This is a genomic window from Bradyrhizobium sp. U87765 SZCCT0048 (genome assembly GCF_018131225.1).
Classification (GTDB): domain Bacteria; phylum Pseudomonadota; class Alphaproteobacteria; order Rhizobiales; family Xanthobacteraceae; genus Bradyrhizobium_A.
The window spans coordinates 44177-66664 of sequence record NZ_JAFCMM010000005.1; the positions used below are offsets into that span (position 1 = coordinate 44177).

Genomic DNA, 22488 nt, shown 5'->3' on the forward strand with positions numbered 1-22488 from the left:
CCATGAACGAGCTCGCCGACCTGACCGCGGCCGACCAACTGCGCGGCTTTGCGCGAGGGACGCTGTCGCCGGTCGATGTCGCCCGTGCGGCGATCGAGCGGATCCGCAGTTGCGATGGCGCCATCAATGCGTTCTGTCATGTCGACGAAGGGCAGACGTTGCGCGAGGCGGCCGAGTCCGAGGCGCGCTGGTCCGGCGCGGCGCCAAAGGGCGCGCTCGACGGCGTCGTCGTCTCGGTGAAGGACAATCTGCCGGTACGGGGCATGCCGACGCGCTACGGCTCGCTTGTCACCGACGATACGGTTGCGAGCGACGACGCCGCCTGTGTCGCGCGGCTGCGGGACGCGGGGGCCATCGTGGTCGGCAAGACCACGACGCCGGAAATGGGCAACAAGATCGTCACGGATTCGCCGCTGACCGGCATCACCCGCAATCCGTGGAATCCGAAGCTGACCCCCGGCGGCTCCAGCGGCGGTGCCGCGGCGGCCGTCGCCTCGGGCATGGGCGCGATCGCCGTCGGCACCGATGGAGGCGGCTCGATCCGCGTGCCGGCGGGCTGGAGCGGCGTGTTCGGGCTGAAGCCGACTTACGGCCGCGTGCCGGCCTTTCCCGCCGGCTGGTACGGCACGATGCATCACGTCGGCCCGCTGACCCGCACCGTCGAGGACGCGGCGCTGGCGCTGACGGTGATGGCCGGCGCCGATGCGCGGGCATGGTCGCAACTGCCGCCGCGCCGGGTCGACTATCGCGATGGCCTGGAGCGCGGCGTCAAGGGATTGCGGATCGCCTATAGCCGCAGGCTCGGTCTCTCCGACGTGACGGTCGATCCGGAAACGGCGGCGAGCGTCGAGGCCGCCGTGAAGCAGTTCTCCGAGCTCGGGGCCAGCGTCGAAGAGAGTGACCCGCCGCGCATCGCCGATGTCCTCAGGTGCCTTGGCGCCCATTGGGTGGTGGCGACCCTCGGCGGCGTCGCGCAACTGCCGGCGGATAAACATGCGCTGCTCGAGCCGCGGGTGCGCGAACTCGCCGAGGTCGGGCGCAAGCTGTCGAGCCTCGACTACATGAATGCGATCCATGACCGCATGGAGCTCGGCCGCGAGGTCAATGCCTGGTTCGAGCGCTACGATCTCCTGGTGCTGCCGACCTTCCATGTCGGCGCGCCGGAAGCCGGCACCTTTCCGGATTCCATCCTCGGACCACCGCGCCTGACCGGGCCGTTCAATGTCACGCGCCACCCGGCGGCGAGCATTCCCTGCGGCCGGACGGTGGCCGGCATGCCGATCGGCCTGCAGGTCGTCGGCCGCCACGATCAGGATGCGCTGGTGCTGCGCGCCTGCCGTGCCTACGAGGCGATCCGGGGCGCGTTCCCGCAGCCTTCGCTGCGGCTGCAGCCGTCATCGGCGAAGGCGGCGGCCTGACCTGTTGCGGTGACGGGCTGACGCCGCCGCACGGTTCGACCCGGCTGCGGCATCAACCCCACAGGTTCGCGCGCGCGAGATCGACGAGGTCGTCGCCGCGGCCGTTGAACACGGCTTTCACCATGTAGAGGGTGAATCCCCTGGCCATGTCGGCGGTGATCGCCGGCGGGATCGGCAGCACGGTGCGGCTGACCACGGCGTCGATCAGCACCGGGCCGTTGTGGGCAAGTGCCGCGGCGACGCCGCGGTCGACGTCGGCGGGGTCTTCGAGGCGGATGCCGCGAATGCCGCAGGCTTCCGCCATCGCCGCGAAGTTCGGGTTCTTGAAGTCGGTGCCGAAGTCGAGGAAGCCGGTCGACTTCTGCTCGATCTCGATGAAGCCGAGTGCGCTGTTGTTGAACACCACCACCTTCACCGGCAGGCCGAGTTGCGCGAGGCTGAGGAAATCGCCCATCAGCATGGTGAAGCCGCCATCGCCCGACAGCGAGATCACCTGACGGTCGGGAAACGCCTTCTGCGCGCCGATGGCGTGCGGCATCGCGTTGGCCATCGAGCCGTGCCAGAACGAGCCGATCAGCCGCCGCTTGCCGTTCATGGCGAGATAGCGCGCCGCCCACACCGTCGGCAGGCCGACGTCGCAGGTGAAGATCGCATCCGCCGAGGCCTGGTCGCTCAGCGCCTTGGCGACCTGCTGCGGATGGATCGGACGGCGGCCGGCCTTCCCGAGCGCGAGATCGTCGAGGTCCTTGCGCGCCTTCTGGTAATGCTTCGTCGCGCGTTCGAGATGGCTGTGGTCGGTCTTGTCCCTGAGCAGCGGCAGCAGGCCGTCGAGCGTCGCCCTGACGTCGCCGACGAGGCCGAGGTCGACGGCGGCGCGGCGGCCGATCTGTTCGGGCCGCAGGTCGACCTGGGCGATCCGCACCTTGGCCCCGCGCGGATAGAACTGGCGGTAGGGGAAATCGGTGCCGAGCATCAGCAGGATGTCGCAGTCGAGCATCGCATAGTAGCCCGACGAGAACCCGATCAGGCCGGTCATGCCGACGTCGAACGGGTTGTCCCACTCGACATGCTCCTTGCCACGGAAGGCGTGTACGATCGGTGCCTTGAGGCGATCGGCTAGCGATAGCAACTGGGCGTGCGCGCCTTCGCAGCCGGAGCCGCACAGCAAGGTGACGCGGCCCTCGCTGTTGAGCAGTGCGGCGAGACGTTCGATGTCCGCCTGCGGCGGCGTCGCAATCGCGGGCCGCGGCAGCAGCGCGTCGGCTTTCGGCGGCGGCGCATCCTGCGCCGGCTGCAGCGCGATGTCGCCGGGGATGACCACCACCGAGACGCCGCGGTTGCCAACCGCCTGGCGGATGGCGATCTCCAGCGTGCGCGGCATCTGGTTCGGGCCGCTGATCACGCCGCAGTAGTGGCTGCACTCCTGGAACAGGGTTTCGGGGTGCGTCTCCTGAAAATAGTTGCTGCCGAGTTCGGCCGACGGAATCTGGGCGGCGATCGCCAGCACAGGCACACGCGAGCGATGGCAGTCGAACAGGCCGTTGATGAGATGGAGATTGCCCGGGCCGCAACTGCCGGCACACACTGCGAGATCGCCGGTGAGATGCGCTTCGGCGCCGGCGGCGAACGCCGCGACCTCCTCATGGCGCATGTGGACCCACTCGATCTTGCCCTGGCGGCGGATGGCGTCGGTCAGGCCGTTGAGGCTGTCGCCGACGATGCCGTAGATGCGCTTGACGCCGGCGGCGGCCAGAATGTCGGCAAATTGATCGGCGACGGTCTTCGCCATGGTTCACTCCTTCGGTTCGGGAGGCCTGCGATCGAACTGGAACACCGGGGACGTCCCGGCATTGATCAGGGCGGCGCCGCGGGAAAGTGGTCGGATGCCCGGTGGCGCCGTCCGGGAGGAACGCACCCTAGCATCTCTCCCGGCGCGCAGACCGGTGCGCGGTCAACAATTGCGTGATCGATGTAGTCGCCCTCGGCCTGCCGCATGATCGCCGCCTTTCGATGTCGGTCTTGCGATGCCGGTCTTGTTTTGACCGACGTCAAGGGCGCGCGATGTCGGGCGCGCGAGGATGATGGCGAGCCGGTCGACGGCCCACCACAATGTTCGGAGACATGATGACCAGGTTGAAGATCCCCCATGACGCATTCGTTTTCGTCGGCGACGGTCACAAGGCGCTGTTCCTGCGCAACGATGGCGACGAGCTCTACCTCAACCTCAAGGTAGAGCAGGTATTCGTCGACGACAATCCGCCGACCCACGATCAGGGAACCGATCGCCCGGGGCGCACGGTCCAGGGCGCCGATGCCAGCCGGCGCAGCGCGCTGGAGCCGACCGACTGGCATGCGCTGGAGCAGCATCACTTCGTGCGGCATGTCGCGGAGGCGATGACGCTGCTGGTGCGCGAGCGTCAGGTCAAGGCGCTGGTCGTGGTCGCGCCGCCACGCACACTGGCGGAGCTGCGTCAGGAGATGTCGGCGGAGGTCAAGTCGCGGGTGCGGGCCGAGATCAACAAGGACCTGACGCGCCATCCCGTCGACGATATCGAGGCGCATCTCCTCGCCGCGTGAGGGAGCGAGGAGGATGCGACGTCATGGTCGCGTTATCCGTCACCTTGAGAGTCTGACTGAAAATGCAATCACCGACCTTAATCTTTGTCGTCGCCGGGCTTGTCCCGGCGCCCCCGATAAGGAAAGCACTGCGTCCCTAAGCGGGGTGGCCGGGAGACCTTGGTCCCAGCGATCCGTTAAAGACGGATCGCGCTGCCCGGCCACGACAGAGAGAAACGGCGAGCGCTGTGACACGCCATGGCATGCCCCCCATTTTCAGCCAGCCACAGAGGTGGTCCCGCGCAGCGGGACCCTCGAAGGGCGACAGCCCGAGCAGCAGCTTCCGGGCCGTTAATCCTTCGAGGCTCGCGTAGCTTGTCATCGAGCCGCGCTTCGCGTGGGACCCGTTGGCTCGCACTTCAGGATGACGGGGCAGTGTGACCCCAAACAGGTCGTGCTTATTCTTCCGCCGCCACCGGGTTGCGCAGCAGGCCGACGCCGGAGATCTCGACCTCGACGGTGTCGCCGGGCTTCATGAACAACGGCGGGGTGCGCTTCATGCCGACGCCGCCGGGCGTCCCGGTGACGATGACGTCGCCGGGCAGCAGCGTCATCACCGTCGAGCAGTAGGCGATCAGGTCCGGCACATCGGTGATCATCATGTCGGTGGTGGTGCTCTGCACGGTCTGGCCGTTGAGGCGGGTTTCCAGCTTGAGCTTCGACGGATCGGAGATCTCGTCCGCGGTGACGAGCCAGGGCCCGAATGCGCCTGATCTGTCGAAGGTCTTGCCGGCGAGGAACTGGGTGGTGTGGCGCTGCCAGTCGCGCACGCTGCCCTCGTTGTAGCAGGCATAACCGGCGACATGGGCGAGGGCGTCCTTGCGGCGGATGTGGCGGCCGGCGCGGCCGATGACGAGCGCAAGCTCGCCCTCGTAGTCGAAATGCTCGGAGACGCGCGGACGGATCACCGGCTGCAGGTGACCGACCTGGCTGGTGGCGAAGCGCGCGAACAGCGCCGGCTTCTCGGTGACGGTGCGGCCGACCTCGGCGACATGGTCGCGGTAGTTGAGGCCGACGCAGATGATCTTGGCGGGATCGGGGATGACCGGCGCATAAGTGATGGCATCGAGGGCGAAGTCCGCGGCCGCGCCCTGCAGCGCTGCGGCGGCCTCGGCGATGCCGCCGGTCTCCAGCAGTTCGCGCAGGGTGCGCGGCTTGAGCCGGCGGCCGAGATCGACGACGCCGCCGTCCTTGACGGCGCCATAGCTCGTGCGGCCTTCCGCGGTAAATGACAGCAGCTTCATGATCAGTCCTCGTGTTGGATGTTGCGTCGATCGGGTATGAAAGTCAGGCCGCGGTCGGCACCTGCGTGGCGCCATCGAGCGCAGTGAGCAGCGCGGCGAGGTCTTGAAGTTCGGTGTCGTGTCCGCGCCGCACAGCGCCGAGGACGTAGCGGTCGGGCCGCATCAGCACCGCGCGCAGGCCGTGCCCGCCGAGCCAGTCGTCGAGGCCGGTCGCGTCCGCGCCGCCGAGCAGCGTGACGCCGGCGGCGGCGAGCGCCGCGTGGTCGGCTGCGGCGATGTCGCGGGCGAGGGTCGTGTCCGCGAGCAGGGCAAAACCATAGCCGACGGCATCGTCGCCGCGCCGGCCGCCGCGCAGCGTGAACTGCGGCGCGACGGTGCCGGTGAGGGTTGCCGCGCCCGCGGCGAGGCCGGGTCCAAGCAGTGGCTTTTTCACCTCCAGCTTCGCCGGCGCATCCTTGTGGGCGATACCGGCGGCGAGGCCTTGCTCCGTCGCCTTGGTGTTGATCAGGCCGCCGAGGCGGATGGCGAGTTCGATGAATTCGCGGACATGGGGCGCGCGCTCGCTCTGGTAGGTGTCGAGCAGGCTGTCGCGGCTGCGGCCGCTGATCACTGCCGCGAGCTTCCACGCCAGATTGGCGGCATCGCGAATGCCGGCGCACATGCCCTGGCCGAGGAACGGCGGCGTCTGGTGCGCCGAGTCGCCGGCGAGCAGCAGGCGGCCGTTGCGCCAGCGTTCGGCGATGGTGGAATGGAAGGTGTAGACCGCGGCGCGTTCGATGTCGGCATCGTCCGGCGTGATCCACGGCGCCAGCAGCTCCCAGGTGCGCGCCGGCTGGCTCACGGCGAAGGCGTCCTCATGCGGCAGCACGGTGATCTCCCAGCGCCGGCGGGTGCCGGTGCCGCGGATGTAGGTCGCGGGCCGCTGCGGGTTGCAATGCTGGATGCTGTAGTCGCCGAGGTCGCTGCGGTCGCGTTTCAGCAGCACATCCACCACCAGCCAGCGCTCATGGAAGCCGAGGTCGTCCATGGCAGAGCCGATGAAGCGCCGCACCAGCGAGCGCGCGCCGTCGCAGCCGACGACGTAGGCGGCGCGCAGTTCCTCCAGCTTGCCGGTGGCGAGGTCCTCGTAGCGCACGCGCACACCGTCGTGGTCCTGGTCGATGGCGTAGACGTCGCAGCGGTGGCGCACATCGACCGTGGGCCAGCGCGCCAGCCCGGCATTGAGCACGGCTTCCAGATCGGGCTGGTGAAAGCGGTAGCTGAGATGCCAGCCCATCGGCGTCAGCGCGGCGGAGCGCGACCAGTCGAGCACCATGCGGCCCTCGGCATCGACGAAGCGCATGCCGGGGCTGAGCGTGACATGGGGCAGGATCGGCTCGCTGAGGCCGATGGTCTGGAACACGCGCATCGCCTCGTCGTCGAAGTGGACGGCGCGCGGCAGGTGATAGGCTCTGGCCTCGCGCTCCAGCACGGTGGTGCGCAGGCCGCACAGGCCGAGCAGGTTGGCGAGCGTCGCGCCGACCGGACCGCATCCGATCACGGCGACGTCGCAGGTCGAGGCAGGGGCGATGGTCTGGGTCATGCGGTCATCTGTCGCGCGGACGTCTCTCGCCTTCAATCGGTGTGTCCGAGCTGTCCGCGGAGCGGACGGCGAGCATGATCTTGCCGATGTGGTGGTTGCTCTCCATGTAGGCGTGCGCCTTCGCGGCGTCTGCCAGGGCATAGACACGGTCGATGCGCGGCCGCACCGCGGTGCCGAGCAGCGGCCAGGCGCGGGTGCGCAGGCCGTCGGCGAGGCGGCGCTTCAGCGCCAGCGGCGTGCCGCGCAGCAGCGCGCCGGTCAGGCTGATGCGGCGGGCCATCAGCGCGCGCAGCGGCACGCCGAGCTCCTTGCCGCCGCCGGGCGAGAGGAAGGAGAGACGGCCGCCGGGGGCGAGCGCGGCGAGGTCATGGCGGATATGCGCGCCGGCGGAGGTGTCGAGGATCATGTCGACGCCACGTCCGTCGGTGGCGGCGCGGATCGCGTCCGACAGCGACGGATCGTCGTAGTCGAACACCGCGCGGCACCCCAGCGCCAGCGCCGCGGCGCGCTTCTCCGCCGTGCCAGCGGTGGCGTAGACGTCGTGGCCGAGCGCGCGCAGCAACTGGATGGCGGTGGTGCCGACGCCGCTGCCGCCGCCATGGATCAGCGCGCTGTCGCCGTCGGCCATCCGCATCAGCTCGACGAAGTTGAGCCAGGTGGTGAACAGCGCCTCCGGCAGCGCCGCGCCTTCGATCCAGCTCAAGCCCTGCGGCAGCGGCAGCGCGAGATGCTGGTCGGCCGCGACATATTCGGCATAGCCGCCGCCATCGGTGAGCGCGATCACCGCCTCGCCGATACGGGTCGGCGGCACGTGGGCGCCCGCAGCGACGATGCGGCCGGAGACCTCGAGGCCCGGCACCGGATTGGGCTCGCGCGTGGGGCCGGCGGCGCGCTGGTTGCAGTCATGGCGGTTGACGCCGGCGGCAGCGACCGCGATCAGCACATCGTCCGGGCCGAGCGGTTCCGGCCGCGGCCAGTCCGGCCGCTCGGTGAGCACCTCCGGGCCGCCCGGGGCGGTGATGATGATCGCGCGCTGGGTGGTTTCGCTCATGTCGTCGGCCTGTCCTCGTACGGTGCCTCGCCCATAGAGGAGGGTACGGCGGAAGCCAAACCCCGGACAACCATTGTCCGCCAGCCGGACAACGTGGCGATGGGGCTTCCCGCCGACCGGCGCCGTTGGGTACTGACGGGGGACAAGGGCGACCAAGCCCGGGACGACACTGTGGGAGGACATGATGACGCCGCGATCGCTGCTGGGTGCCTTGCTGGGACTGACGCTGCTGGCCGCGCCGGTGGCCGCCGCCGACATCAATGTCGGCATCGTGCTGTCGGCCACCGGGCCGGGGGCCGCGATCGGCAATGCCGAGCGCAACGGCACGGCGTTCGGGCCGACGGAGATCGCCGGCCATAAGGTCAATTACCACTTCCTCGATGAAGCCTCCGACAGCACCGCGGCGGCGGCGGCGTTCCGTAAGCTCGTGCACGAGCGCAGCATCGACCTGCTGGTCGGGCCCACCACCACGCCGGCTTCGTTCGCGGTGATCGATCCGGCGGTCGAATACAAGGTGCCGGTGATCTCGATGGCGCCGGTCAACGCGCTGGTCTCGCCGGTCGACGCCAGGCGGCGCTGGATCTTCAAGACCACCACCAACGACGACCACGAGGCGACGCCGCTGTTCGCCCACATGAAGCGCAGCGGCGTCAAGCGCCTCGCGCTGATCGGCTTCTCTGATTCCTATGGTGATGCCTGGAGCAAGGTCGCCGCCGACATGGGCAAGGCTGCCGGCATCGAGATCATCGCCGACGAGAAATACGCCCGCACCGACCAGACCGTGCTCGGGCAGGTGCTCAAGATCATCGCCGGGCGTCCCGACGCGGTGCTGATCGCCGCCTCCGGCGCGCCGGCGGCGCTGCCGCTGCTGCAGCTGCGCGACAAGGGTTATACCGGGCCGCTCTATGGCACGCTCGGCGCCACGTTCGGCGACTTCCGCAAGCTGACGGGCGCCAGCGGCAACGGCATCTTCGTGCCGCTCAGCCCGGCGATCGGCGCGGCCTCGTTCCCTGACGAATATCCGGCGAAGAAGGCGGCACTGGAATTCATTGCGCGCTACGAAGGCAAGTTCGGCGAGGGCAGCCGCAACATCTTCGCCGGCTCGGCCTACGACGCGCTGGTCCTGCTCGACCATGCCGCGCCCGTGGCGCTGAAGAGCGCCGAACCCGGTACGCCCGAATTCCGCGAGGCTCTGCGCACGGCCATCGAAGGCCTCAAGGGGGTCGCCGGCTCGCGCGGCGTCTACAATTACGGCCCGAACGACCACACGGGTCTCGACCAGAGCGCGCTGACGCTGGGGCGGCTGGAGAAGGGCGAGTGGGTGGCGGTGCGCTGATCGCGCCGCCGTTCGCCGCTTCAACCGAAGGATCGCCGCATGCCCTGTCCGGTCGCATCCCATGGAGCCGTGGCCAGCGCGCCCGCCGTCGCGGCCGGCTGCCCGGTCTATGACGTCGATCTCTACGGCACGGATGTGCTGCAGGATCCCTATCCGCACTACCGCGCGCTGCGTGATCTCGGCGCCGCCGTGTGGCTGCCGCAGAACCAGCTCTACGCCATCGCGCGCTTCGATGACGTGCGCGCCGCGCTGCGCAATCCGGCGGTGTTCTCGTCGGCCGCCGGCGTTGCCGCCAACGACGCCGTCAACGCGATGTCGCAGGGAACCACGCTGGCGAGCGATGCGCCGCTGCACGATCGGCTGCGCGCGATCATCGCCGCGCCGCTGATGCCGCGGGCGCTGGAGGACGTCAAACCGCAGATCCGCGCCGAGGCGCGGCGGCTGGTCGAGGATCTCGTCGGTCGCGGCAGCTTCGACGCGGTGACCGATCTCGCCCAGCATCTGCCGCTCACCATCGTCTCGGAACTGGTTGGCCTCGAGGACTACGGCCGCGGCAGCATGCTGCGCTGGGCAGCGGCGACCTTCAACGTGCTCGGCACCATGAACGAGCGCGGCAGCGCCGCCATGGCCGACGTGCAGGAGATGCGCAGCTATCTCGGCGGCGCCGCGATCCGCGACAGGCTGCGGCCGGACAGCTGGGGCGAGCGCATCTTCCAGGCGGCGGACCGCGGCGAGGTCGAGCCCGAGCGCTGCCCGGTGCTGATGCGCGATTATCTCGGCCCGAGCCTCGACACCACCATCTTCGCGACCGCCAATCTCATCCTGCTGTTCGGCCGCCATCCCGACCAGTGGGATCTCGTGCGCGCCGATCCCGCGCTGATCCCCAACGCCATCAACGAGGCGCTGCGGCTGGAATCGCCGATCCGCGGCTTCACCCGTGTTGTTGTGGCGGATGCGGTGGTGGGCGACGTCACGCTGCCCGCCGGCAGCCGCGCCGTGCTGCTCTATGCCTCGGCCAACCGCGACGAGCGCAAGTGGGCGGATGCCGAGACCTTCGATGTGCGGCGCCGCGCCAACGATCACCTCGGTTTCGGCAACGGCACGCACATGTGCGCGGGGCTGCATCTGGCGCGGCTGGAGATGGCCGCGCTGCTCGAGGTGCTGGTGGAGGAGGTCGCGCGCTTCACGATCGGCGAGCCGGAGCTCGCCCTCAACAACGTGCTGCGCGGCCTTGCGTCCCTGCCGGTGCGGGTGACGGCCTGAGGCCTGACCGAAAAGGCAATGATCGCCCCAGATGTTTGTCGTCGCCGGGCTTGTCCCGGCGACCCCGGCAAGGGAGGCACTGTGCTCCTAAGCGGGGTGGCCGGGAGACCTTAGTCCTGGCGATCCGTTGAAGACGGATCGCGTCGCCCGGCCACGACGGAGAAATGCGGAACGCGCCGCCTCTTTTATGAGGGCCGAATTCCTTTTTCGGTCAGCCTCTGAGGCCGGCTGTCACGGCCGCACCGCAATGGACTCGGCTGCCTCGCGCAATGGCGCGGCGAAGCTCGCCACCGCTTCCTCCAGCGTCAGCGCCGAGCGGATCCAGATGATCGAGATGCAGCCGAACACGACGTCGCCGCGCACGATTGGCACGGCGATGCTGGAGGTCTTCGCATTGTACTCGCCCTCGCTGCGGATGCCGTAGCCGCGGGCTGCGGTATCGGCGAGCATTCGGGCCAGGCGCTCGCTCTCCAGCAGCGCGCGGTCCTCGGCCTCGTCGATGCGGCGCAAATGGCTGATGATGACGTCGCGTTCGCGCGGCGGGCATGCGGCGAGATAGGCGCGCCCGGCGGAGGTGCGCAGCAGTGGCAGCCGCTTGCCGATCATGCCGCGGTCGATCGACAGCGGGCTGCGCGGATGGGTGGTCTCCTGCACCACCATCGCGGCGTTCTCGTAGGTCGACAGGTCGACCGGCCACACCAGTTGCTTGCTCAGCTCCGCCAGCACGGGCGCGGCCGCCTGGCAGATCACGACGCCGGGATCGTAGCCGTCGCCGAGGCTGCTGGCGCGCCGCGTCACGCGGAAGCGGTCGTCGCTGGCGCTGCGGGCGACGTAGCCAAGCTCCTCCAGCGTTTCCAGCAGCCGGTAGACGGTCGGCCGTGGCAGGTCGAGCTGGCGCGCCACGTCGCCGGCGCGGATGCCGCCGGAGCGGTTGACCTCGTGCAGGACGTCGAGGCCGCGCTTGAAGGCGCGCACCGTGGCCGACCGTGTGGGGGCGGCCCCCGGCGGCGTCCGCTCTCTGGACACTTGCAATTCCTCTCCTTGCCGGCGGCTGCCGCGCCGATATGGTCATGATGTCGCGGCGAAGCGCGGTTCGCCCGCCATGTTAATGCAGGATGCGTGGGCGCGGTATAGGATTGCGGCGGGTCGCCGGAGACAAGGCGTGCCGCGATGTCGCGGGCCTCAAACGGACGGGAGACGCGGATGGAAATCACGGCGCTCGGCTATGTCGGCATCCAGTCGTCGCAGCTTGACGACTGGTCGCGCATGGCGACGGGCCTGCTCGGCATGCAGCAGGTCGACCGTGGTGGCAAAATGCGCGCGTTCCGCATGGATGATCGCACGCAGCGGCTGATCGTCGATGGCGCCGGGGATGCCGGCCTTGCGGTGATGGGCTGGGAGGTTCCCACGCGCGCCGAGCTCGACCGTCTGGCGGGCCGGCTCGACGACCATGGCGTCGCGGTGACGCGCGGCACGCGCGCGCTCGCTGACGAACGCCACGTCGGCGACGTCATCCGCTTCCACGATCCCGCCGGCAATCCGCTGGAGGCGTTCTGCGCTCCGGCGCTCGCCACAGAACCGTTCCGGCCGGGACGGCCGATCACCGGCTTTCGCACCGGCGCGCTCGGCATGGGCCATGTCGTGCTCAATGTCGAGGACGTCGAGCCGCTGCTGCCGTTCTACCGCGACCTGCTCGGCTTTCATGTCTCCGATTTCGGCCTGACGCCGTACAAGCTGTACTTCTTTCACGTCAACGGCCGTCACCACAGCTTCGCCATGGTCGGCTCGGGCCGCCGCGCGCTGCATCACTTCATGGTCGAGGTCGGCACGCTCGACGACGTCGGCCAGGGCTACGATCTCGCGCAGCTCGACGACGGTCGCATCGCCTACACGCTGGGGCGCCACACCAACGATCACATGACGTCGTTCTACGTCCACACGCCGTCGGGCTTTTTCATCGAGTATGGCTGGGGCGGCCGCGTCATCGAACCGGAGACGTGGCAGCCGCACGAGACCTTTGACGGCCCCTCGCTCTGGGGGCACGAGCGCCTCCACCTGCCGGACGACCAGCGCAAGCGGCTGCGCGACATGCGACTGTCCGCCGCCGCGCGCGGTGTGCGGGTGGCGGACCCGAAGGTGCCGCCGCTCGACTGCCCATCATTGAATTGCCCATGGCTCGATGCCGTGATCGGGCGGGAGTAGAGTCAGCCGAGCAGCGCCTGCAGGCGGTCGAGGAACGGGCGCTGGCCGTCGAGCATCTTGGTGCGGGCGCTCGGCAAATCGAACCACCGGGCGCGGTCGATTTCGGGGAAGCTGCGGGTCACGCCGCTGTTCGGTGGCCATACCATTTCGAAGGTATTGCTGCGGATCGCCTCCGCATCGACCTCGCCGGCAAAGGCGAAACCGATGACGCGCTTGCCGCCGCGCTGGCGCACCTCACCGAGTGGTGTGAGCGGACCATCGATGATGACGCCGATTTCTTCGGCGACCTCGCGCCGCGCGGTCGCCTCGGCGTCGGCGCCGGGCTCAATCTCGCCCTTGGGAATCGACCAAGCACCGTCGTCTCGGTTGCGCCAGAACGGTCCCCCGGGGTGGACCAGCAGCACTTCCACGGCATTGTCGCGGGTGCGATGGATCAGCACGCCTGCGCTCAAGACCGGCATTTGCGCGTCCTCCGCTCCGGCACCATGGAACTTTGGGTTCCGGTCGCCGTTAGCTGTCCATGAAGCACGCCCCCATTCGCGAGATCAACGCCGAAGACGGTAAGGCCGTCGTGCCGCCGCCGCCGGAAATCCTGGAAGACGACCCAGAACTGTCGCCGGAGGAGCAGGAGGAGGCGCGGCGCGCCTATCTGCTGCAGCGGTTCTGGATCAGCGGCCGCGGCTTCTGGGGCAGGGGCGGAGGGCGCTGGGCGTGGGCCTTCACGGTCGGCCTGTTCGTGCTGATCGTTGCCAATCTCATCATCCAGTACCGCATCAACGTCTGGAATCGCTCGATCTTCGATGCGCTGGAGAAGCATGATTCCGATCGGGTGTTCTTCCTCACCTCGATCTTCATTCCGCTCGCGCTCGGCAGTGTCGCCCTCGGCGTGCTGCAGGTGTTTGCGCGGATGTCGATCCAGCGGCGCTGGCGCGGCTGGCTGAACGACGCCGTGCTGACGCGCTGGCTCGCCCATGGTCGCTACTACCAGCTCAATCTCGTCGGCGGCGACCACAAGAACCCTGAGTCCCGCATTGCCGAGGATCTGCGCGTCGCGACCGACGCGCCGGTCGATTTCGCCGCCGGGGTGACCTCCGCATTCCTGTCGGCCACCACCTTCATCGTGGTGCTGTGGACCATCGGCGGCGCGCTGACGCTGTCATACGGCGGCAGCACGGTGACCATTCCCGGCTTCCTGGTGATCGCTGCCGTGGCCTATGCGGTCGTCGCCAGTGGCTCGATGACCTGGATCGGCCGCAACTTCGTCGCAGTGTCCGAGAGCAAGAACCAGGCCGAGGCGGACTACCGCTATGCGCTGACGCGCGTCCGCGAGAACGGCGAGAGCATCGCCCTGCTCGGCGGCGAGGAAGAGGAGCGTGCCGGTATCGACCGCTCGTTCGGCAACGTGCTGCGGCAGTGGGCGCGGCTCGCCGGCCAGCACATGCGCACGACTGTGGTGTCGCAGGGCTCCAGCCTGATCGCGCCGGTGATCCCGATCCTGCTGTGCGCGCCGAAATTTCTCGACGGCAGCATGTCGCTCGGCGAGGTGATGCAGGCGGCGTCCGCCTTCACCATCGTGCAGGCGGCGTTCGGCTGGCTGGTCGACAACTACCCGCGGCTTGCCGAGTGGAATGCCGGTGCGCGCCGCATCGCCTCTCTGATGATGTCGCTCGACGGTCTGGAACGCGCCGAGCAGGGCGACGGCATCGGTCGCATCAAGCGCGGCGAGACCGACGACGAAGCAATGATGCGGCTGCGCGATCTTTCCGTGACGCTCGACGACGGCACCGCGGTGGTCGGCGAGACCGACGTGCGCATCGATGCCGGCGAGCGCGTGCTGTTCGCCGGCGAATCCGGCAGCGGCAAGAGCACGCTGGTGCGCGCCATCGCCGGCCTGTGGCCATGGGGCGGCGGCAATGTCGATTTCCACCCCGACCGCCGACTGTTCATGCTGCCGCAGAAGCCCTACGTGCCATCAGGCACGCTGCGCCGCGCGGTAGCGTATCCGGCGGCCGAGGACGACTGGACGGTGGAGGAGATGGCACAGGTGCTCGAGAAGGTCGGCCTCGGTCATCTCAAGGACAAGCTGGAAGAAGATGCGCCGTGGGACCAGACGCTGTCCGGCGGCGAGAAGCAGCGCCTCGCCTTCGCCCGGCTGTTCCTGCACAATCCCGACATCGTCGTGCTCGACGAGGCGACCTCCGCGCTCGACGACAAGAGCCAGGACAAGCTGATGCAACTGCTGGGCGACGAGCTCAGGAACGCCACCGTGGTCAGCGTCGCGCATCGCCCGGAGCTCGAGGCGTTCCACAGCCGCAAGATCGTGCTGGAGCGCCGCAAGGGCGGCGCGAAGCTGGTCAGCGACATCGATCTCGTGCCCCATCGAGGCCGGCGCCGCCTGCTCGGCCGCTGGCTGCGCCAGCGGGCCGCGCCGCGCCCGACCTGAGCGCATGCGTACCGTCGGGCGCGGGGGCCGCGGTCACGGTCGCGGCGTGTCGCGTGCCGGGATCATGCACAATGCGCCAAGGAATGGCCCGAGCGCGAGGATCGCGAACGCCACCGCGTAGGACTGCGTCGCCTGAAAGCCGATGCCGACCACCAGCGGCACCAGGCAGGTACCGATCGATCCCAGCGCGCTCGACACGCCCGCGGCGGTGCCGGCGGCCTGGCCTCCGGCTTCTGCGGCCATCGCGTTCTGCAGCGGGCTGTAGACGAACGCCGTGAGGCCAAGCAGCGGCGCGACGATCCACAGGGCCGTCGCACTTCTCAGCGTTCCCATTACCAGCAGCAGGGCCGCGAACAGCAGCAGGTCGATCATGACCAGGATGCGCCGCTTGCCGCCGAGCCAGTCCGACAGCCAGCCGATCGCCGGCTTGCCGGCGATCGCCACGAGGCCATAGGTCGCGACGATGCTGCCGGCGATGACCGGCGGCAGGTTCAGGCCGTGGATCATCAGCGCGCTGGCCCAGATCGCAAAGCCCCAGGTGCCCCACACGCCTCCCATACCGGCGAGCGCGGCCCACATGAACTGGCGATTGGTGAGTGCGGTGCGCAGCTCGCGCCAGCCGATCCGCGGTGTCGGCTCGCCGGTCGGGGTGTCGCGGATCAGCACGAAACACAGCACGCCGAATGCCGAGGTCACGAGGCCGGCCGCCTGGTAGATGCCGCTCCATGGCAGATGGGCGAGAAGTTGCGGCACCAGCGCGTTGGTGACGACGACGCCGAGCGAGGTCGAAGTCATGAACAGGCCCATCGCGCGGCCGCGGTCGCGCACGTCGAACCAGCTCATGATCAGCTTGATGCCGGCCGACAGGTCGGCGCCGGCGGTCAGGCCCATCAACGCCTGCAGCACGAGACCGGCGGTGACCGACGTCGTCATGCCGAACGCCGCCGTGAATACGCCGAGCGGGATCAGGGCCAGGGTCAGTGTCAGGCGCGGGCCAAGGCGGTCGCTGGCGAGCCCCGCCAGCGCCGTGGACACGACGTAGCCGAGATAGAACGCCGAGACGAACGAGCCGAGCGCCGCCAGCGACAACCCGAACGATGGCGCCGCCGCGCTGCCAACGCTTGTCCAGATCAGGCGGTCGACGAACGACAGCAGGAAGCCGAACCACACGAGCAGCAGGATGATCCAGCGATAGGCCGAGGTCGTGGTGGTGCTGCATTCCATTGTGGTGGGCGCGCCACTGGCCTCGTCGGCCGTCATGGTCGGCATCGAGATCCTCCCGGGATGTCGTTGTTGCTTGATGGCGCGCGTCGTTGTCGGCGGCCCTGCGTGGAACGCAGCGCCGCGCAGAGCCGCGTCGCCATGGTCTGGTGGCGTAGAATATTGACATCGGTGCGGGAGGCGAACGAGTAATGCTTATCGCGCCGATAAGGAAACCATATGCCGCGGGCCTCGCAACCGGCATGCGGAATTCCATCCGCATCGCTGGCTCGGCGTGTCTGATCTCCGGGACATGGATCGCGCTGCGGGGCGGCTGCTCAGCCCGTTGCGCGACATGGCGCTATCCGTGCGCTGCCGATCCGGTGATGGGTCCGTTGATGCTGGCGCCGCCCGGAGCAGAACGGGAAGCCGGATGGCTCAGTCAGCCACTCCGGTCTTGAGCTGCCGGGCATAGTTCCTGGCGGCGTCGATCAGCGCTTCCAGTCCCTGTTTCGAACGTGCGGCGCTGGGCTTGGCCAGTTCCTGCAAGATCAGGCCGTCGATCCCGGCCACCATGAACCGGGCAAGCGCGGAGCTCGCAGCCGGAGACAGGCCGTCGGCGACCTGGGCCAGATGATGCCGGTAGAGCTGAACGTAGGCGCTGTACTGCTGGTCGGCCAGCCATTGCGCGCCTTCACGCAGTGCGTAGAGCGTCAACTCGTACTGGACGATATGCAGGTCCTTGGTGCGTGTGATCGAGCGCCACGCCGTGCGGAGCAGCCGCTCGATGCAGTCGTCGAGGTCGGCGCTGCTGCGGGCCTCTTCCCGAAGCGCCGGCATGGCGTCGTCGATCAGCTTCTCCAGGACGGCGACGAGAAGCGCGCTCTTGCTTTCGAAATGATAGTGCAGCGTCGCCAGCCGCACGCCTGATGCCGCGGCGATCTTGCGGGTGGTCGTTCCGAGGACGCCTGTCTCGCACAACGCGCGGATCGCGCCATCGATGATCTGGGCGCGGGTCTTGTCGCTTTTCGTCGTCACGTCCGTCATGGCTGTCTTCTTTGCCGCCCTCCGGCGGTTTGTCAATTCCGACGCGGGCGGCGGCGCCGTTCGTGGCCTCAGCCGGTGGGGCCGATCGCACGCGGCCCAAAAACTGGTCGAATGACCAATTTGGTCGCTTGACCAGATATGGCCGGCGTGGATATGGTTCGGGAACAACGAACGAGCGGCCGCAGGCTTGCGTGCCGCAATCCCGGGGAAGACGCCAAAATGGACGTGACTGAAGACCTGAAAAACGACCGGCTGACAAAGGACATCCTGTATCCGTTCGCCAATGCCGGCTTTCTGGCGCAAAATCCGCCGCTGTGCATCGAGGGCGGCGAAGGCGTCTATGTCACCGATCGCAACGGCAAGCGATATCTCGATGGTCAGGGCGGACTCTGGAACGTCAATGTCGGCCACGGCCGGCCGGAAATCAGGCAGGCCATCGTCACCCAGCTCGACAAGCTGAGCTACTACTCGCTGTTCGGCAGCACGACGACCCTGCCGTCGGTCGAGTTCGCCGAGGTGCTGTGCCGCCTCGCCGCGCCCGAGGGCATGACGCGCGTGTTCTTTTCGTCCGGCGGTTCGGAGGCGGTCGAGACCGCGATCAAGATCGCGCGGCAGTACTGGCACCTGACCCAGCCGGGACGCACCAAGTTCATTTCGCTGCGCAACGCGTACCACGGCGTGACGCTGGGGGCTCTGTCGCTCAACGGCAAGGCGGTCTATCGCGCACCCTACGAGCCGCTGCTGCCCGGCTTCTCTCAAGTCGAGACGCCTCATCTCTATCGCAACCCCTTCACCACCGATCCGGAAGAGCTTGGCCGGATCTGCGCCATGCTGCTGGAGCGCGAGATCATCCATCAGGGGCCCAACAGCGTTGCCGCCTTCATCGCGGAGCCGATCCAGGGGGCCGGCGGCGTCATCGTGCCGCCGCGAAACTTCTGGCCGTTGGTGCGCGAGATCTGCGATCGCCATGGCGTGCTGCTGATCGCCGACGAGGTCGTCACGGGCTTCGGGCGCTCCGGCAGCATGTTCGGGTGCCGGGCGTTCGGCGTGAAGCCCGACATCATGGTGTTCGCAAAGGGGATCAACAGCGGTTATGTCCCGCTGGGCGCGACCATGGTCTCTGCGCGCATCGCCGAAGCCTTCGATACCGACGATCGCAACGAGTTCTCGCCGCGCACCTTCATGCACGGCAATACCTATGCCGGACATTCGCTGGCCTGTGCGGCTGGCATCGCCAATCTGCGCATCGTCGAGGCGGAAAATCTCCCGGCCAATGCCGGCAGTGTCGGCGGCTACCTGCTGGAGCGGCTGGCGGGTCTCGCACCCAGGCATCGCAATATCGGCGATATCCGCGGCATGGGCCTGATGGTCGCTGTCGAGCTGGTGGCGGACAAGGACACGAAGAAGCCATTCGAGCTGTCGGAGCGATTTGGCGCGCGTGTGTGGGAGCGCTGCGTCGAGAACGGCGTGTTGATCCGGAATATGGCGGATACATTCATCATGTCTCCGCCCCTGACACTCACGAGAGCCCACGTCGACGAGATGGTGGACGTCTTCGACAGGGCAATTTCAGCCGTGGAATGAAGCGCGGCGCCGGGCGCTGCGTGCGCGCCCGGCGTGCCAACCGATGCGGAGCCGTGCCGATCGGGCACGGCGGGAGGACGGCTGCGCCGATCCCGGCGCGTGCGGACGTAATGCTGGCAAGCCATGACGAGGAGCAGGAGCCCATGTTGAAAAGAATAAGCGCGGCGTCCGGGACAAGACCGGTCATCGTGGCGTGGTTCGCGCTCGATGCGATCGTCGGACTGTTTCCACCGATCTATTGGGCTGCGAGCGGAGCCGATCCGCGCGTGATCGGTTTGCCGTTGTCGGTGTTCTACTTCGTGGCGGTCGGCCTGTTCATCTCCGCCAGCCTTGTCGTCGCCTATTTTCTCGACGAGTCCGCGCGCCCGCGCGGCTGACGGTGCGTTTCAAAAAACAATAATGAGGGGAGGCGTGGCACATGGTGGTCACATATGGGGTGGTCGCGATCTTTTTCGCGCTCGTGATCTGGATTCTTCAGAGGTCTTTCGTCGCCGATAAGTCCTTCACCGACTATGCGGTCGGCGGCCGGTCGTTCGGTGGCTTCTATCAGGCGATGTCGTTTCTCAACACGTGGTATCCCGGCGCGACGTTTGTCGCCTTCGCCGGGCTGTCCGCGGGGGCCGGCGTGCTCGGTTTCTATGGACTGACCTGCGGTCTGCTGACCGTCGTGGTGATGTATCTGATGGCCCAGCGGGTATGGATCTGGGGCTCGCAGTTCGACCTGCGCACGCAGGCCGATCTGTTCGCGCTGCGCTACAATTCCAGACACATTCGCACCGTCGCGGCGGTGATCGGCATCGTTTCGAGTTTTCCCTGGCTGATCCTCGGGCTGCAGGCGCTGGGCGTGGTTTTTCATGCGCTGTCGCTCGGACAGATGAGCTTTCCCGCCTGCGTCGTGATCGGCGTGCTGGTGATGGTGGTCCGTCAGTTCTGGACCATCCGGATGGGAATGCGCGGGGTGGTGATCTCCGACATGTTCCAGGGCATCGTCGCCTATATCGGCGGGGCGATCCTGTTGCTCGGCATGACGATCTGGCTGGTGACGACGCAAGGGGCGGGCTTCGACAAAATGCCGGCGCGGATGTTCGACATTCCCGGCTTCGGCTCGCCCACGGGGCCGCTCTATCTGTTCGCGCTGATGTTCACCGGCGCGCTCGGCGGATGGTGCTGGCCGGCGGTGTTCGTGCGTCTCTACACCGCCGATGGCGTTCGCAGCCTGAAGCAGTCCGCAGCGATCGGTGTACCGCTGTCCTATCTGTTCTACCTGGCGCTGACGTTCTTCGCGTTCTTCGGATCGATTTTTCCCGAGGTCCAGGCTGCTCCGCACGAGGTGTTCTTCATCGTCAGCCAGAAGGCCGGCGGGACCTGGATGCTGGCGCTGGCGGGAACGGTGGTGCTGGCGGCGTCGATGGGCGCGATCGACGGCGGCATCCAGGCCAGCGGGGCGCAGATCGCCAACGATATCGTCGGCAACTACGCGAAGCTCGAACACAGGCAGATGCTGCTGTCGGCCAAGCTCGGCATGCTGGCGATGACCATCCTCGGCGCGGTGATCGCCTGCTTCGAGATTCCGCAACTGTTCGCGCTTGCCGTCCTCGCCTACCAGGGCGTCATCCAGCTCGCAGTGCCGCAGTTCGTCGGCATCTTCTGGAAACGCGGCAACAAGTACGGCGCGACCGCCGGCATGGTCTGCGGCTTCGTGGTGGCGGTGGTGCTGGAGATGGCGCATCCGACCTTCGTGCCGTGGGCTTATGGCCTGACGTCCGGGGTGATCGCGCTCGCCGTCAATCTCGTGATCTATGTCGCGGCGGCCTACCTGATCCGGATGCCTGACGCCGAGCGCAGGCGGGTGGACGACATGTTCGCGAGCGTCGCACGGCCCGCGCCGGAGGCATCGGCCGTGACAGGGGCGGCGGTCACCGTCCTGGCGGCAGAGAGTGTCGCGCACCGCTAGCACGCCCGGACAGCGGCGAGGCCTTGCTCACGAGGCCTCGTGCTGCGGACGCATGCCGGACGAACAAACATCGTCGCCGCCGGGGCGCCGACAATATCAACGAGACATCAAGGGAGGAAAGGACGATGCATCGGGATCTTTGGCGATGGTCGGCAACCGAACTGGGGCAGGCGATCGGCGATCGCAGCATTTCGAGCCGGGAGGCGGTTCAGGCGAGCCTCGATCGCATTGCGGCGGTGAACCCGACGGTCAATGCGGTGGTGCAGGTGCTGGCCGACGAGGCGCTGGCGGCGGCCGATCAGGCCGATGCGGCGGTCAAGGCCGGCCTCGCGCTCGGGCCGCTGCATGGCGTGCCGGTGACCGTCAAAGTCAACATCGATCAGCGCGGTTGCGCGACCACCGATGGCGTCGTCGCATTTCGCGACGGGATCGCGACCGAGGATCATCCGGTGGTGGCGAACCTGCGCAAGGCCGGGGCGGTAATCGTCGGGCGCACCAACACGCCGGCGTTTTCCCATCGCTGGTTTACCGACAACGACCTGCATGGCGCGACCCGCAATCCATGGAGCCGGCGATTGACGCCCGGCGGATCGAGCGGCGGCGCCGCGGCCGCGGTCGCGGCCGGCATGGGCGCGATCGCGCACGGCAACGACTTCGGTGGATCGATCCGCTATCCGGCCTATGCCTGCGGCGTCGCCGGGCTGCGGCCGACGCCGGGGCGCATCCCCCAGTTCAATCCATCCTGGAAGAAAGATGCCCCGCTCACCGCGCAACTGATGGCTGTGCAGGGGCCGCTGGCGCGCTCGATTGCCGATCTGCGCGCGGGCCTCGCGGTGATGGCTGCGGGCGATCCGCGGGACGGCAACTGGATGCCGGTGCCGCTCGAGGGCGCGCGTCTGCATCATCCGATCCGCGCCGCGATCGCGCCGGACCCAGACGGCTCCACCGCGCCTGAGGTCCGCGATGCGGTTCGCGCCGCCGGACGGGCCCTCGCCGATGCGGGCTATCTCGTCGAGGAGGTCACGCCGCCGCGGTTCAGCGAAGCGGCGCAGCTTTGGCACGAACTCGTCATCAACGAGGAGCAGCGTTTCCTTGCGCCTGCGATGCGCCAGTTCGGCGACGAGAAGAGCCGGCGCAACATGGACAGCCACATCGCCTACGCACCGAAGCTGGACGGCGACCAGATCCTGGCCGGCTTCGCGCGGCGGCTGGGAATCATGCGCGCATGGCAGCTGTTCATGGAGCGCTATCCCGTCGTCGTGCTGCCAGTGTCGCATCAGCTTCCGTTCCGAAACGGCCTCGACCAGGAGAGCGAGCCGGAAGTGCGCGCCATGATCGATGCCCAGCAGCCGCTGCTGGCGGTTGCGGTCGTCGGCTGTCCGTCGGTGGTGGTGCCGACGGGCGTGGTCGGCGACAGCCCGGTCGGCGTGCAGGTGGTCGCCGGCCGCTTCCGCGAGGATGTCTGCTTCGATGCGGCGCAAGCCATCGAGGCGCGGGCGTCGATCAGGACGCCGATCGATCCGAGAGAGTAGGCGCGCCGCGCGTTCG

At 68.2% G+C, this 22488-nt stretch carries 18 protein-coding genes; 10 read left to right on the plus strand and 8 right to left on the minus strand.

Translation table 11 applies throughout. The features are described 5' to 3' along the window. Window positions 1-2 precede the first annotated feature (2 nt). Window positions 3-1418 carry an amidase gene (locus tag JQ639_RS26975; RefSeq protein ID WP_211962278.1) on the plus strand — a complete coding sequence of 472 codons (1416 nt, stop codon included), beginning with the start codon at window positions 3-5 and terminating at the stop codon, window positions 1416-1418. A gap of 52 nt (window positions 1419-1470) precedes the next feature. Here the strand turns inward: JQ639_RS26975 and poxB are convergent, their stop codons facing one another. Next, window positions 1471-3207, minus strand: a complete 1737-nt coding sequence (poxB, locus tag JQ639_RS26980) for a ubiquinone-dependent pyruvate dehydrogenase (protein ID WP_211962280.1) — start codon at window positions 3205-3207, stop codon at window positions 1471-1473. A 335-nt stretch (window positions 3208-3542) separates the two neighbouring features. Here poxB and JQ639_RS26985 point away from each other — a divergent pair, with 335 nt between their 5' ends. Then, window positions 3543-3995, plus strand: coding sequence for a baeRF12 domain-containing protein (locus JQ639_RS26985; protein WP_211962282.1), 453 nt, complete (start codon window positions 3543-3545; stop codon window positions 3993-3995). A gap of 437 nt (window positions 3996-4432) precedes the next feature. Here the strand turns inward: JQ639_RS26985 and JQ639_RS26990 are convergent, their stop codons facing one another. The 3 genes from JQ639_RS26990 to JQ639_RS27000 are packed head-to-tail and all read right to left on the minus strand — an operon-like array spanning window position 4433 to window position 7911. Continuing rightward, window positions 4433-5278, minus strand: coding sequence for a fumarylacetoacetate hydrolase family protein (locus JQ639_RS26990; RefSeq protein WP_211962284.1), 846 nt, complete (start codon window positions 5276-5278; stop codon window positions 4433-4435). A 43-nt stretch (window positions 5279-5321) separates the two neighbouring features. Then, a complete protein-coding gene (mhpA, locus tag JQ639_RS26995) occupies window positions 5322-6860 on the minus strand; it encodes a bifunctional 3-(3-hydroxy-phenyl)propionate/3-hydroxycinnamic acid hydroxylase MhpA (protein WP_211962286.1) in 1539 nt (512 codons plus the stop codon). 4 nt (window positions 6861-6864) lie between these two features. Beyond that, complete coding sequence (locus JQ639_RS27000; RefSeq protein ID WP_211962288.1) at window positions 6865-7911, minus strand: NAD(P)H-quinone oxidoreductase; 1047 nt, start codon at window positions 7909-7911, stop codon at window positions 6865-6867. A gap of 184 nt (window positions 7912-8095) precedes the next feature. Between JQ639_RS27000 and JQ639_RS27005 the strand changes: the two genes are divergently transcribed. Next, entirely contained in the window at window positions 8096-9247 is a 1152-nt protein-coding gene (locus JQ639_RS27005; protein WP_211962290.1) for an ABC transporter substrate-binding protein, read from the plus strand. 39 nt (window positions 9248-9286) lie between these two features. After that, window positions 9287-10510 (plus strand): cytochrome P450, encoded by a 1224-nt coding sequence (locus JQ639_RS27010; RefSeq protein ID WP_211962292.1) that lies wholly within the window; start codon window positions 9287-9289, stop codon window positions 10508-10510. A gap of 231 nt (window positions 10511-10741) precedes the next feature. Here the strand turns inward: JQ639_RS27010 and JQ639_RS27015 are convergent, their stop codons facing one another. Then, complete coding sequence (locus JQ639_RS27015; RefSeq protein ID WP_211962294.1) at window positions 10742-11536, minus strand: DNA-binding transcriptional regulator; 795 nt, start codon at window positions 11534-11536, stop codon at window positions 10742-10744. Between the two features lie 177 nt (window positions 11537-11713). Here JQ639_RS27015 and JQ639_RS27020 point away from each other — a divergent pair, with 177 nt between their 5' ends. Next, the gene (locus tag JQ639_RS27020) at window positions 11714-12712 is read left to right on the plus strand and encodes a VOC family protein (RefSeq protein WP_211962295.1); all 999 of its coding nucleotides are present in this window, start codon (window positions 11714-11716) and stop codon (window positions 12710-12712) included. Between the two features lie 2 nt (window positions 12713-12714). On the opposite strand, the gene JQ639_RS27025 is transcribed toward JQ639_RS27020, so the two are convergent. Further along, entirely contained in the window at window positions 12715-13173 is a 459-nt protein-coding gene (locus tag JQ639_RS27025; protein ID WP_211962296.1) for an NUDIX hydrolase, read from the minus strand. Between the two features lie 59 nt (window positions 13174-13232). On the opposite strand from JQ639_RS27025, the gene JQ639_RS27030 reads away from it, so the two are divergent. Beyond that, entirely contained in the window at window positions 13233-15155 is a 1923-nt protein-coding gene (locus tag JQ639_RS27030; RefSeq protein WP_211962297.1) for an ABC transporter ATP-binding protein/permease, read from the plus strand. Between the two features lie 33 nt (window positions 15156-15188). On the opposite strand, the gene JQ639_RS27035 is transcribed toward JQ639_RS27030, so the two are convergent. After that, the gene (locus tag JQ639_RS27035) at window positions 15189-16424 is read right to left on the minus strand and encodes an MFS transporter (protein WP_211962298.1); all 1236 of its coding nucleotides are present in this window, start codon (window positions 16422-16424) and stop codon (window positions 15189-15191) included. 369 nt (window positions 16425-16793) lie between these two features. Continuing rightward, a complete protein-coding gene (locus tag JQ639_RS27040) occupies window positions 16794-17402 on the minus strand; it encodes a TetR/AcrR family transcriptional regulator (RefSeq protein ID WP_211962299.1) in 609 nt (202 codons plus the stop codon). Between the two features lie 219 nt (window positions 17403-17621). On the opposite strand from JQ639_RS27040, the gene JQ639_RS27045 reads away from it, so the two are divergent. The 4 genes from JQ639_RS27045 (at window position 17622) to JQ639_RS27060 (ending at window position 22472) form a co-directional block, all read left to right on the plus strand. Next, on the plus strand, window positions 17622-18986 hold the full coding sequence (locus JQ639_RS27045; protein ID WP_211962301.1) for an aminotransferase class III-fold pyridoxal phosphate-dependent enzyme: 1365 nt from the start codon (window positions 17622-17624) through the stop codon (window positions 18984-18986). A 143-nt stretch (window positions 18987-19129) separates the two neighbouring features. Continuing rightward, the gene (locus tag JQ639_RS27050; protein WP_211962303.1) at window positions 19130-19363 is read left to right on the plus strand and encodes a hypothetical protein; all 234 of its coding nucleotides are present in this window, start codon (window positions 19130-19132) and stop codon (window positions 19361-19363) included. 41 nt (window positions 19364-19404) lie between these two features. Next, window positions 19405-20940, plus strand: a complete 1536-nt coding sequence (locus JQ639_RS27055; protein WP_211962305.1) for a sodium:solute symporter family protein — start codon at window positions 19405-19407, stop codon at window positions 20938-20940. 125 nt (window positions 20941-21065) lie between these two features. Continuing rightward, window positions 21066-22472 carry an amidase family protein gene (locus tag JQ639_RS27060; RefSeq protein WP_211962306.1) on the plus strand — a complete coding sequence of 469 codons (1407 nt, stop codon included), beginning with the start codon at window positions 21066-21068 and terminating at the stop codon, window positions 22470-22472. The last annotated feature ends 16 nt before the right edge of the window (window positions 22473-22488 follow it).